Source organism: Verrucomicrobiia bacterium (assembly GCA_035765895.1).
Taxonomy (GTDB): Bacteria; Verrucomicrobiota; Verrucomicrobiia; order Limisphaerales; family DSYF01; genus DSYF01.
Window position 1 is genome coordinate 1 of the sequence record DASTWL010000040.1, and the last position, 12,019, is coordinate 12,019.

11 protein-coding genes are annotated in these 12,019 nt (G+C 64.4%); 2 read left to right on the forward strand and 9 right to left on the reverse strand.

Annotation, left to right across the window (positions count from 1 at the left end; translation table 11 throughout):
- Together VFV96_08845 and VFV96_08850 are read left to right on the forward strand one after the other, a co-directional pair.
- Positions 1-204, forward strand: a 204-nt coding sequence (locus VFV96_08845) for an IS110 family transposase (protein HEU5070505.1), incomplete at its 5' end; no start/stop codon positions are given.
- Positions 205-640: 436 nt separating this feature from the next.
- A complete protein-coding gene (locus VFV96_08850; GenBank protein HEU5070506.1) occupies positions 641-1,684 on the forward strand; it encodes an integron integrase in 1,044 nt (347 codons plus the stop codon).
- Between the two features lie 109 nt (positions 1,685-1,793).
- Here the strand turns inward: VFV96_08850 and VFV96_08855 are convergent, their stop codons facing one another.
- The 9 genes from VFV96_08855 to rmuC all read right to left on the reverse strand — a co-directional run bounded on the left by VFV96_08855 (position 1,794) and on the right by rmuC (position 11,685).
- A complete protein-coding gene (locus tag VFV96_08855; protein ID HEU5070507.1) occupies positions 1,794-2,525 on the reverse strand; it encodes a sulfite exporter TauE/SafE family protein in 732 nt (243 codons plus the stop codon).
- Positions 2,525-3,055, reverse strand: a complete 531-nt coding sequence (locus VFV96_08860; protein ID HEU5070508.1) for a FixH family protein — start codon at positions 3,053-3,055, stop codon at positions 2,525-2,527. Before VFV96_08860 ends, VFV96_08855 begins: the two co-directional genes overlap by 1 nt.
- 15 nt (positions 3,056-3,070) lie before the next feature.
- Positions 3,071-4,528 carry a cytochrome c oxidase accessory protein CcoG gene (gene ccoG, locus VFV96_08865; protein ID HEU5070509.1) on the reverse strand — a complete coding sequence of 486 codons (1,458 nt, stop codon included), beginning with the start codon at positions 4,526-4,528 and terminating at the stop codon, positions 3,071-3,073.
- 16 nt (positions 4,529-4,544) lie between these two features.
- On the reverse strand, positions 4,545-5,147 hold the full coding sequence (locus VFV96_08870; protein HEU5070510.1) for a cbb3-type cytochrome c oxidase N-terminal domain-containing protein: 603 nt from the start codon (positions 5,145-5,147) through the stop codon (positions 4,545-4,547).
- The gene (locus VFV96_08875) at positions 5,140-5,334 is read right to left on the reverse strand and encodes a hypothetical protein (GenBank protein ID HEU5070511.1); all 195 of its coding nucleotides are present in this window, start codon (positions 5,332-5,334) and stop codon (positions 5,140-5,142) included. Before VFV96_08875 ends, VFV96_08870 begins: the two co-directional genes overlap by 8 nt.
- A gap of 4 nt (positions 5,335-5,338) precedes the next feature.
- Positions 5,339-7,498, reverse strand: coding sequence for a cytochrome-c oxidase, cbb3-type subunit I (gene ccoN / locus VFV96_08880; protein HEU5070512.1), 2,160 nt, complete (start codon positions 7,496-7,498; stop codon positions 5,339-5,341).
- Complete coding sequence (ccoS, locus tag VFV96_08885) at positions 7,495-7,689, reverse strand: cbb3-type cytochrome oxidase assembly protein CcoS (protein ID HEU5070513.1); 195 nt, start codon at positions 7,687-7,689, stop codon at positions 7,495-7,497. The genes ccoN and ccoS overlap by 4 nt, the downstream gene beginning before the upstream one ends.
- Positions 7,686-10,232 carry a heavy metal translocating P-type ATPase metal-binding domain-containing protein gene (locus VFV96_08890; GenBank protein ID HEU5070514.1) on the reverse strand — a complete coding sequence of 849 codons (2,547 nt, stop codon included), beginning with the start codon at positions 10,230-10,232 and terminating at the stop codon, positions 7,686-7,688. The genes ccoS and VFV96_08890 overlap by 4 nt, the downstream gene beginning before the upstream one ends.
- Before the next feature lie 130 nt (positions 10,233-10,362).
- On the reverse strand, positions 10,363-11,685 hold the full coding sequence (gene rmuC / locus VFV96_08895) for a DNA recombination protein RmuC (protein ID HEU5070515.1): 1,323 nt from the start codon (positions 11,683-11,685) through the stop codon (positions 10,363-10,365).
- Positions 11,686-12,019 lie beyond the last annotated feature (334 nt).

The window sequence follows — 12,019 nt, forward strand, 5'->3', positions numbered from 1 at the left end:
TGGAAAGCCCGGCTGGGCACCCCCAAGGCCATCACCGCCATGGCGCACAAACTCGCCCGCATCCTCTGGCACCTGATCAAACACCGCACCCCTTACGACCCGACCGTGTGGCAACACGCCGAAGAAAAACTGAAGCTCAAGAAGATTCAACGCCTCCACCAATCCGCCACCGCCCTCGGCTTTAAACTCATCACCACCACCTGAACTTACACGCCTAGTTTCTTACGAGCCGTCATTCGTGTGGTGCGTGCTCGTGACATATCGTCAATAACGCCGTCAGTCCTTTCGGTCCGAGGTTCAACTCATCTCCAATCAAATTCACCCACCTGGCTCTCTCGATGCCTTTCGGTGTCCACTTGATGCCATACAAGCCTCTCGTGTCATGAAAGAAAAACTCCTTCAGCCAACCAGCCTCAAGCAACTTCTGGCAGATGGCTTCCATATGTGCTCTCAACTCCGATTCATCAGGTGCTGGCATAAAATGGTGGCTCGTGACAAGGCGCTCTCGATGACGGCTAACATGGATTCGGCCAAACGTGGGTAAGGTCTAGCACGGGGCGGTTTGGCCTAGATCGCTCGGGCATGGTGGAATTGAAGGCTGGCTTTTGGCGGGTGGCAAGTTATTTGTTTGGCCTAGTTCATGGCTGACCCTACCTCACCCCAGCCCTCTCCCTCCCGCGCAGGCGGGCCGGAGAGGGAGCGGACTTTGGGCCGCTTGATCCCCAATCCGAAGCTCCGGTTTCTGGACCAGTGCCGGGAGGTGATGCGGTTCAAACGGTTCTCGCCCCGCACGATCGAGGCGTATGTGCATTGGACGCGGCAGTTCATCCTGTGGAGCGGGAAGCGCCATCCCAAAGACCTGGGCGGACCGGAGGTGCGGGCGTTTCTCGGTCATCTGGCGGCGGAACGTCAGGTGGCGGCCTCGACGCAGAACCAGGCTTTGAACGCGCTGGTTTTCCTGTATCAGGAAGTGGTGGGGATGGAGTTGGGGGCGCTGGGCGAATTCGAGCGGGCGGAGCGACCGGAGCGGGTGCCGGTGGTGTTGAGTCGTGAGGAGGTGCGGGCATTGCTGGACGCGATGGAGGGGACGCCGCAGTTGATCGCGCGGTTTCTTTATGGCACGGGGATGCGGTTGCTGGAGGGGTTGCGAGTGCGGGTGAAGGATCTGGATTTTGCGCGCGGGCAGGTGATCGTGCGCGGCGGCAAGGGGGACAAGGACCGGGTGACAATGTTGCCGACAAGTTTGCGCGAGGCGTTGCAGGCGCAGTTGCACCGGGCGCGCGAGTTGCACGAGAAAGACTTGGCGGCGGGCTTCGGTGAGGTGTGGACGCCGGGGGCGATCCGGGTGAAGTGGCCCAAGGCGGGGCGGGAGTGGGGCTGGCAATGGGTGTTCCCGAGCGCGGAACTGAGCGTGGATCCGGAAACGAAGGCGCGTCGGCGTCATCACGTGACGGATGCAGCGGTGCAACGAGCCGTCAAGTTGGGCGCGATGAAGGCTGGCCTGCTCAAGCGCGTGTCGCCGCATGTGCTGCGCCATTCCTTCGCCACGCATCTGCTGGAGGGCGGCACGGACATCCGGACCGTGCAGGATTTGCTGGGGCACAAGGACGTGAGCACCACGCAGATTTACACCCACGTCATGCAGAAGCCGGGCCTCGGCGTGCGCAGTCCGCTGGATGGTTAAGGCGGAATGCGGAATGCGGAATGCGGAGTGCGGAATGCGGAGTGCGGAATGCGGAGTGCTGACTTTGATTGGCCGCAATCGCGCCCCATCCGATTGGGCGACCACGACATTATTCGAGCCGCTCCCGCCCGCCAGGGGTTGGCGCGTGGGAGTCGCAGCAGGATGCGTTGGCGGGCGTGGTTGGATCGATGTGTGGGCTCACGTAGGGAATGCCCAGGTTGAGTCCGCGCAGAATGAGCAGCGCCGCCAGGAGGCCGAAGCTGACGGGCACGAGTTTGCGCCAATACCGTTGCAGGCGCAGGTGCAGGAGCCGGCCGGCCAGGGCGAGGCCCAGCATCATCGGCACCGTGCCGAGGCCGAACAGCGCCATGTAACGCGCGCCGCCCAAGGCATCGCCGGTGGTGGTGGCGGCGGCGCCGGCCCAATAAACGAGTCCGCACGGGAGCAGTCCGTTCACCGCGCCAAACGCGAATTGCGCGGGCAGCCGGTGCTGGCGCAGCAGGCGTCCCAGGATGGCTTTCAGGAACCCGACGGGGCGGGAGATGAGCACGGTGGTGTGGCGCAGCGGCCAGGCGGACACGCCCAGCAGGATGGCGGCGCCGGTCGCGACGGAAATCCAGCGTTGCCAGCCGGCGAGGCCGAGCAGTTGCCCCAGCCCGCCAAAGAGCAATCCCAACGTCGCGTAGGTCAGGATGCGGCCCGCGTGGTAGGCGAGTTTGCCCGCGAGGTGCGTTCCCCACCGGCCCGGCGCGGCGGGCAGGGCCAGCACCAGCGGACCGCACATACCCGCGCAATGCAGGCTGCCGGCGAGGCCGAGGGCGAAGGCGGTCCAGAGTTGCATCAGAACGGCACGGGCAGCGGGCCCGGCGGACGAGGGTTAAGCGGTCGGTCCGGCTGGCTTTGCGCCACCTGACGCAGGCCGATGATGACTTTCTGATCGTAATAATAATCCGCGCCGCCGGTCTTCCACGACATGCGCACGTGCCACAGCCCCGTGCTCAACTGCGCGGCGTCGATGGCCTGGGTCCCCTGGGCGTCGAGTTGCAGGGGCAGGGTTTGATCCAGTTTGGCGGATGAAGGCCGATACAACTGGATCCAGCCTTTCAACGCGGCGCCGCGATGGCTCGCGGGGAGCGACACCGTGATGCGCCGGGCCGCTTCGTCGTAGCGCACGGTGGCGGCCGCCTGCAACGAAGCCGCGCGATGGACGCGGTCCAACTGGTCCTGGTAATGCACTTCCTGTTCGTAGTAATCCGCGGCGACGAGATCCACCTTGTGCCGGTTGCAGAAGATGACGAAGGCGACGGCGCTGCAGATCGCGACGGAAAAGAAGGCGATGAGGCTGACGGGCCAGGGATTGAACGTTTTCATGACAGGACGAATGGGTTACCGGCGCGGGCCGATGAAAATGGTTTTGACGGTGTCGAGCCGTTTGCCGCCCGAGTAAACGCCGACGACGAGCGGCGTGTTGCCGGAGGCGAGCTGGTCGGGGGCGATTTCCACCAGGACGGACGATTCGATTTGCTGTTCGCCCGGCACGACCGCCTGGCCGCCAAAAACACTGAGCGTGCCGTCGATGTTTTCCAGCTTCAGTTCCACCGGCATGTCGTGGTGCGTTTTGTTGGTGAGCTTGAGCAGATAGAGATTGCTGATGCGGCCGTCCGGCGAGGTTTGAAACAGGCCGCCGGGCGCGCGGAGCAGGGCGGTGTCCACGTCGGAGCGGGTAAGCAGGAGGGTGACCAGACCAAGGCCCAGGAGGAGCAGCACCGTGCAGTAACCGATGAGGCGCGGCGTCACCCGGAGGCGTTCGCCCTTTTCGATGCCGTTCAGGGAGGCGAAGCGAATCAGTCCGCGCGGCCGGCCGATTTTGGTCATCACGTTGTCGCACGCGTCGATGCACGCGGTGCAGTTCACGCACTCCATTTGCGTGCCGTTCCGGATGTCGATGCCCGTTGGACACACGGCGACGCACTGGTGGCAGTCCACGCAATCGCCGGCCCCGCTGGTTTTGCGTTCCGCGGCGGTCTGGCTCCGGCGCAGCGGGCCGCGTTTCTCGCCGCGCTTGTAATCGTAGGCCACGACGATGGTGTTTTCGTCCAGCAAGGTGGATTGAAAGCGGCCGTAGGGGCAGATGAACGTGCAGGCCTGTTCGCGGAACCGCGCGAAAATGCCGTAGAACAGCAGGGTGAACAACCCCATGAAGGTCAGGCCGGTCAGGTGGCTGGCCGGGTTGTCGCGAATGATCTTCAGCAAGGCGTCGCTGCCGATGATGTAGGCGAGCAGGGTGTTGCCGATGACGAAGGACAACCCGAGGAAGAGGCCGTGCTTGGCGAGTTTCTGGAAGATTTTGCGGGCCGACCACGGCGCCCGGTCGAGTGCCCGTTGCGCGGGCGCGTCGCCTTCGATCCAGTATTCGATGCGGCGGAAGACCATTTCCATCATCACGGTCTGCGGGCAGGTCCAGCCGCACCACAACCGGCCGAACGCCGCCGTGAACACGGCAATGCCGGTGAGGAACAACAGGAAGCCGAACGCGAAGATCAGGTTGTCCTGCGGCCAGAAGATGACGCCGAGAATCGAGAACCTGCGCTCGGGCAGGTTGATCATCAGCAGCGGGTTGCCGTTGATGTGGATGAACGGTCCGGCAAACATGACGGCGATCAACCCGAAGCTGACCCAGAGCCGCGCGAGGTAATAGCGCCCGCGCGGCTTCCGGGGATACAGCCACACGCGATGCCCTTCCTTGTCCGCCGTGGACAAATGATCGCGGAAGTCGTTCCAGTTGACGTTCTGGACGCTGTCGCGTTCCTCGGATGCGGGCTTGGGCTGGTCTTCGTTCGCCATGGTTCTCCGTAACGTCTTATTCAAACTCCGACGGGCCGGTTTTCACGGGCGCCTGATTCTCGGGCGGTTTTGGGTTCACGGGATGGGTTCCGCGCAGCGTGTAAATGTAGCTGGCGGCGGCATAAATCTCCGCCGGCTTCAGCACGCCCTTCCACGTGACCATGCCCTTGGCGGGCACGCCGTTCCAGATGGTGCGGAGGTTGTCCACGAAGTTCGAACCGTGAATCCAGTAATCGTCGCACAAGTTCGGGCCGACGAGGCCGCCGCCATCCGGCCGATGACACGGGGCGCAGAGCTTGAGGAAGAGCTGATGGCCCTGGGCGATGACGGCGGGGTCCGGCGAAGGCGTCTGGGTGGCCATTTCCGCCTCGAACTTCGCCATGGCCGCCTGTTTGATGGCGTTGCCCGCCTTCATTTCGGCCTCGTATTCGGTGCGCATCTGGCCTTCGGTGGCGAGACTGCCGCGGGCGAACACGTGGTAATAGCCCAGGTAGCACACCGCGAAAATGTTGCAGCTCCAGAACAACCACACCCACCAGCGCGGGAGTTTGTTGTCGAGCTCGCGGATGCCATCATACTCGTGATCGAGCAACAGCGGATCTTGGGGTTCGTTATTCATGGGTCGTTTCTGAATTCAGGTCGGCGGGTTGGTTTTCGAGCGGCGCGGCGGCCATGCGGTTGAGATAGGGCTTTTTCAGGGTGAACGCCCAGATCAGCATCGCGCTGAACACGCCGAAAAAGATGCCCAAGGAAATCAAGCCGTAGTGCTCGATGCCGCCAATCAGGGTGAGAATGCTTTTGAACATGAGGTCAGCGGGTTAAGGCGGCGGTGGTGGTGACGTTCGTGGCCGCAGGCGCGGACTTGATGTCCGTGCCGAGCCGTTGCAGGAACGCAATCAGCGCGATGATTTCGCGGTCGGCGGGCGCGTTCGTGATGGAACCGGCCTTCAAGTTCTGCACGACCTTTTCCGCCTGCGCGGCCAGCTCCTTTTGCGCCGGGCCGTTCTCGTAGCCGGCGGGGTAGGGCACGCCGACCGTGCGCAGCGCCTTCAGCCGGCCGGGCAGGGCGTTGGTGTCGATGGTCTGTGAGAACAGCCACGGATAATTCGGCATGATCGAACCCGGCGAGGTCGAGCGTGGATTCTCCATGTGGTTGTAATGCCACGCGTCGGGATATTTGCCGCCGATGCGGTGCAGGTCCGGCCCCGTGCGCTTCGAGCCCCACAGGAACGGATGATCGTAAACGAATTCGCCGGCCTTGGAGTATTCGCCGTAGCGTTCGGTCTCGGAGCGGAACGGCCGCACCATCTGCGAATGGCAGCCCACGCAGCCTTCACGGATGTAGATGTCGCGCCCCATGACCTCGAGCGGCGTGTAGGGCTTCACGCTGGCGATGGCCGGAACGTTCTCCTTCACGAGGAACAGGGGGACGATTTCGATGAGGCCGCCAACCATGACGGCGAGCGTCGTCAGCACGGTGAAGGTGACCGGCACGCCCTCGAGCCAGCGGTGCCAGTGACCTTTCGTGGCGTGCTCCGGCGCGCGGTCCACCGCCGCCTGCACCTCCTCGTCGCCGATGAACTGGCCGGCTTTGGCGGTCTTGTAGAGATTGACGATCATCAGCACGATGCCGAACACATACAGCGAACCGCCGAGCGCGCGCAGCTTGTAGAGCGGCACGATGCGGATGACTGTCTCGAGGAAGTTCGGGTATTGCAGGAAGCCGTCCGGCGTGAATTGTTTCCACATCAACCCCTGCGTCACGCCGCTGACATACATCGGCACCACGTAAAACATCATGCCCAGCAGGCCGATCCAGAAATGGTAGTTGGCCAGCTTGGTGGACCAGAGCTTGGTGTTCCACAGCCGCGGGAACAGCCAGTAGAGCATGGAGAACGTGAGGAAGCCGTTCCACCCGAGCGCGCCGGTGTGCACGTGCGCAATCGTCCAGTCCGTGTAGTGCGACAGCGCGTTCACGCTCTTGATGGCGAGCGTCGGGCCTTCGAGCGTCGCCATGCCGTAGGCGGTGACGGCCACGACCATGAACTTGAGCATGGGCTCCTGCCGCACCTTGTCCCACGCGCCACGCAAGGTCAGGAGGCCGTTCAACATGCCGCCCCAGCTCGGCGCGATGAGCATCACGGAGAAGGCCATGCCCAGCGACTGCGCCCAGTCGGGCAGCGCGGTGTAGAGCAGGTGATGCGGCCCCGCCCAGATGTAAACGAAGATCAGCGCCCAGAAGTGAATGATCGAGAGCCGGTAGCTGAACACCGGCCGGCCCGACGCCTTCGGCAGGAAGTAATACATCAGGCCGAGGTAGGGCGTGGTCAGGAAGAACGCCACCGCGTTGTGGCCATACCACCACTGCACGAGCGCGTCCTGCACACCGGCGTAAATCGAGTAGCTCTTGAACAGGCTGGCCGGCACTTCGAGCGAATTGAAAATGTGCAGCAGGGCGACCGTGATGGCCGTCGCGATGTAGAACCAGATCGCGACATACATGTGCTTCTCGCGCCGCCGGAGGATGGTGCCCAGCAGGTTCACGGTGAACGCGACCCAGACGACCGCGATGGCGATGTCGATCGGCCATTCGAGCTCCGCGTATTCCTTCGAGGTGGTGAGCCCGAGCGGCAGCGTGATGGCGGCGGAAACGATGATGGCGTTCCAGCCCCAGAAATTGAACCAGCTCAACCCGTCGCTGAACATGCGGGCCTTGCAGAGCCGTTGCAGCGAATAGTAGATGCCGGTGAACATGCCGTTGCCCACGAAGGCGAAGATCACCGCATTCGTGTGCAGCGGCCGGATGCGACCAAACGTGGTGAAGGGCGTGTTGAGGTTCAGGTCCGGCCAGAACAACTGGCAGGCAATCAGCAGTCCCGCGGCAGTGCCAATCAACCCCCAGAAGGCGGTGGCGATGGCAAACGCGCGGACAACGCGGTTGTCGTATTTGAAGGTTTCTACGTTCGTCATGTTGGTGTGTTTGGGTTCCGGGTTTCCAAGTCAGTGGCTTTGGGCGAAAGGGGCGGGTCCTCTGGCAGCATGCGCAGCGCGGGCGTCTCGGTGTCCTCGAATTGCCCGGAACGCACGGACCAGATGTAGGCCACCAGAAAGAGGCCGGCCAGCAGCAGGCTCGCGGGCAGCATGAGATACAGGGCGTTCACGCAGCACCTCCGGGGGCGAAAGCCAGGTCGTCCGGGCGGGCGCCGCGAACCGCGCCGGCTGCGCCTGCGGTCAGGCGGCTCCGGGGGCCGAACCCGGCCCGGCGCGCCGCCCAGCGCGTGACGCCACAGGCGAAAGCCACCACGGAAATCGAACTCACCGGCATCAACACGGCACAGACGAGCGGCGACAGCCGGCCGCTGGCGGCGATGGCCAGCCCGGCGACGTTGTAGGCCGCCGACAGGGCGATGCTCAACCAGACGATGCGCACCGCGGCTTTCGCGAAACGCAGCACGTCGGCCAGGCGCGCCACGTCCGCCGCGGCGAGGATGATGTCGCTGGCCGGCGAAAAGGCGCCGATGTTTTCCACCACCGCCACGCCGATGTCGCTTTGGCGCAGGGCGCCGGCGTCGTTCAGACCGTCGCCCACCATCATCACCGTTTGGCCTTCCGCCTGCCGGTGCTGGATGAACTCAAGCTTGTCCTGGGGCGTCTGGTGGAAGTGCAAATGGGCTGCGGTGCCGAACAGCGCCTGAAACCGGGCCTGTTCCCGGGCACTGTCGCCGCTCAACAGCACCAGTTCATGTTGCGGGGCCAGATCGCGCACCAGGTCCGTCAGACCCGCGCGCAACGGCGAGGACATCGTGAACGCGCCGCGATACTTGCCGTCCACTGCCAGATACACCGAGGCGCTGCGTTCAGTTGCGGCCGGTGGCAGGGCCAGTCCCTGTTCGCCCAGCCAACGCGCGGAACCGAGCAGCACCGCGTGGCCATCGACGGTGGCGGCCACGCCGCAACCCGGTTTTTCCGCAAAGGCAGTCACGTTGGCGGCCGGCCAATCCCGCTCGAGCGCGGCCGCGATGCGGACGGGCAGGGGGTGCGTGGACTGCCGGGTGACCGCCGCCAGCCAGGCCTGTTCCCCGGCCGACAGGGCGGCGCCGGTGAATTCAACGCGGGCCCCGCCGGGCGCGGTGAGCGTGCCCGTTTTGTCGAACACGACGGCATCCACCCGCGCGAGGGTTTCGAGCACCTGTGGATTTTTGACGAAGATGTTTTGCCGGCCGAGCACGCGTTGCGCCGTGCCCAGCGCGAACGGCGCGCTCAAGGCCAGCGCGCACGGACAGGCGACAATCAAGATTGAGGTGAACGCTTTCCAGGCGAGGGGCGTTTGGCCTTGAAGCCACCACGCGAGCCCGGCGCCGAGGGCGATCACGGCCACGGCGGCGGTGAACCGCCGCGCGTAGCGGTTGAGCACGGAATCCAGCGGGCGCGCGCGGGGCTTGGTGAACGCCTCGTGATTCCAGAGCGACGTAAGGTAGCTTTGCGACACGGGCTTGACGGTTTCCAATTCGAGCAGCCCGCCCCGTTGCTGGCCGCCGGCGTAAACGAGGTCGTTGACCTGTTTGGCCACCGGCTCGGCTTCGCCGGTGACGAAGCTGTAATCGATCAGCCCGGTGCCGCCGACGATGCGGGCGTCCGCTGGAACCAGCTCGCCATGCCGCAGCCGGAGCCGGTCGCCGACGGCCAGCGCGGACAGCGGCACCGTTTCCTCGCCGCGCGCGCCCAGGCGCACGACCGACAACGGGAAGAACGATTTGTAGTCGCGCTCGAAGCTCAACCGTTCGTAGCTCTTTTGCTGGAACCAGCGGCCGATGAGCAGGAAGAAAATCAGCCCGCAGAGGGAATCAAAGTAGGCCGCGCCGGTGTGCGCCAGCACGGCGTGAACGCTTTGCGCAAAGAGGGCGACGAGGCCGGCGGCGATGGGCAGTTCGATGGTCAGCACGCGCTGCCGCACGCACGTCCCGGCGGCGCGCCAGTAATCCGCCGCGCTGTAAACCAGCACCGGCAGGGCCAGCAGCAGCGACAACCAGCCGAAAACCGGCGTGAACCGCACCGCGCTCACCGAATCGAGCCCATGATAGAGGCAGATGCTGATGAGCATGATGTTCCCAAAGGCAAAGCCGGCCACGCCGATTTGCAGGAGCAGCCGGCGGTCGGTCGGTGTCCGTTGCGCGCCGTCGAGGCTGCCCAGGCTCAACGCGGGCTCGTAGCCGAGGGACGCCAGCAGGGTGACCAGTTCACTCAGGGTCACCTGCGCGTCAGTGAATTGAACGGCGAGTTCCTTCCTCGCGAAATGGACCGTGGACCGGCCGATGCCGGGCTTGAGCCGGAACAGGTTTTCCAGCAGCCAGACGCACGCAATGCAATGCATGCTGGGAATGGTGAACGTGACGCGGCTGACCTGGCCGTCGCTGAAATCCACCAGCTTCGCCCGCACCGGGGGCTCGTCCAGGAAAAGGAACTGTTCCCGGCGCGTGGGCCGCCGGATGGTAACGCCCGCCCGTTCGTTGAGCTGGTAGAAGTGGCTCAGGCCGTTTTCGGTGAGAATTTCAAAAACGGTCTGGCAGCCCGCGCAACAGAAGTCATGCCCGCCCGCGTGGACGGCGCCGGCCCGGCACGGCAGGCCGCAATGCCGGCAGCAAACCGCCGCCGCCGGTCCGTCGGGGACCGGCGTTGGGGCGTCGATGGTAATCGTTTCGGCCATGCCGCGTGACCGGTCCGGCAAACGCAAAGCCGGTCATTGGTCACGGCGCATGGGAAACCATTGGGTCCGCGGAGAACTACGCCGAAATTGGCATTCCCTTGCCAATAATTGTCCGTGAGGGGTGAAGCGTTCAGGCCGTCGGCGTCGGCTCGGACTCCGCCGGCAGTTCGGGCGCGGGCTCGCCGGTCAGGCGGATGGTGCTGTTGGTGAACTTCACCAGGTGATTCGTCGCGATGGCGTAGGCCTTTTGCGCCTTTTCCAGCCCCTCGCCCACGTCCTCAAACTTCTTCTGGAAGTTGCCAAAATGTTTTTGCGCGAGGCGGATCTGTTCGAGCGTCTTCTCGACGCTCTTGGCGAATTCAAACTGGCTCATGCTCATCGCGATCGAGCGCAGTGTGATGACCAGCGTGTTGGGCGACACGGGAAACACGTTCAGCTTGTGGATGGCCGCCAGCAGTTCGCCGTCGCGGATGACCTCGAAATAAATCGTCTCGCTCGGCAGGAACATCAGGGCAAGATCGGTCGTGCCGTGCTCGGGGTGAATGTATTTTTCCGCGATGCTCTTTGCCTGCGTCTTGATGGCGGTGGCCAGCTGGGCGCGCGCCCCGGCCAGTTGGCCTGGATCATTCGTCTCGAACAGCGGCAGGATCGCCTCGCGGTTGAATTTGCTGTCGATGGGCAGTTTGAACTTGGGGAACTTCACCACCGCGTCCACCGCCTCGCGCGAGCCGGGCACGATGTTGACCTGCTCCTCGAACGCCGCCGCCGGCAGAAAATCCGCCAGCAGCCGGCTCAGCTCGGCCTCGCCGAACTTGCCGCGCAAGTGCGGCAGCTTGAGCAGCGTGTTCAACTCGTTGATCGAGGTGCCCACCGCGCCCACGTTGCGCAACTGCTCCTCCGCGGCCTTGAGATGCTCCTGCACCGCCTTGAAGTGCGCAAAGCCCTCCTGGATGTTCTTCTCCAGCTTCGACTGCACCTGCTCGCTGATGCTCTGGAGCTTTTCATCCACCTTGGCGCGGATGTTTTCGAGATTCGCGGACGTCTTCTGCTCCAGCCCCTCGAAGCGCGCCTGCAACGTCTTCGTGGCGGCGTCCAGCGACTGCGCGAGTTCGCCGCGCGCCACGCGCGCCGACTGGGCCTGCGATTCGGCGAGCTGCTCGAACTTGCTCTGCAACGTGCCCGAAAGCTGGGCCAGCCCCTGCGCCAGCTCGGCGCGGGATTCCTTCAAGCCCGTCTGGAGGCGGTCGCCCAGCTCCAGTTGCAAACCGCCCTTCACCTGTTCCACGCGTGCCGCCATGTCGGCCGTGGCCTTGTTGAACTCTGCCTTCAAGGCTGCCTCCGTCCCGGCCAGCTGCTCCCGCATGCCGCTCTCGGGGCGGCGGGACAGCAGAAAGATGACGACGGCAAAGCCGGCGAGCAGCAAAACCGCGAGGAAAATGTCCGGGCCAGTCATCGGTTCAGGATGTTGCACCCCCGTGCAGGCGACCAGCGGAAAAATGGCCGGAAGAGGCGCGACTCCGGACGGCGAACGCCGCTCCTGCGCGCGACGATCACCTCACTGAAAAAACCTGGCGGAAATCCACAACCCGGTTGACAACCCTCATGGGCGCTGCGGCTGGCGGCGCAAAGCCTGCACCGGGCGCAGAACTACTTTGGGGATCTCTACCGGCGCTGGCAGGCGCGGCTGGGCAGTCCCAAGGCCATCACGGCGATGGCGCACACTTGAGCGGACGACCCGCGAAAGGAATGCGACCGGAGGGAGCAGGCCCGCCGGGCCGAGCGAGCGA

Bases quoted from the DNA above. Each gene is read 5' to 3' on its own strand.
- VFV96_08850 (HEU5070506.1), top strand. From the start codon at position 641: ATGGCTGACCCTACCTCACCCCAGCCCTCTCCCTCCCGCGCAGGCGGG.
- VFV96_08890 (HEU5070514.1), bottom strand. From the start codon at position 10,232: ATGGCCGAAACGATTACCATCGACGCCCCAACGCCGGTCCCCGACGGA.
- VFV96_08875 (HEU5070511.1), bottom strand. From the start codon at position 5,334: ATGTTCAAAAGCATTCTCACCCTGATTGGCGGCATCGAGCACTACGGC.
- rmuC (HEU5070515.1), bottom strand. From the start codon at position 11,685: ATGACTGGCCCGGACATTTTCCTCGCGGTTTTGCTGCTCGCCGGCTTT.
- ccoN (HEU5070512.1), bottom strand. From the start codon at position 7,498: ATGACGAACGTAGAAACCTTCAAATACGACAACCGCGTTGTCCGCGCG.
- VFV96_08855 (HEU5070507.1), bottom strand. From the start codon at position 2,525: ATGCAACTCTGGACCGCCTTCGCCCTCGGCCTCGCCGGCAGCCTGCAT.
- ccoG (HEU5070509.1), bottom strand. From the start codon at position 4,528: ATGGCGAACGAAGACCAGCCCAAGCCCGCATCCGAGGAACGCGACAGC.
- VFV96_08860 (HEU5070508.1), bottom strand. From the start codon at position 3,055: ATGAAAACGTTCAATCCCTGGCCCGTCAGCCTCATCGCCTTCTTTTCC.
- VFV96_08870 (HEU5070510.1), bottom strand. From the start codon at position 5,147: ATGAATAACGAACCCCAAGATCCGCTGTTGCTCGATCACGAGTATGAT.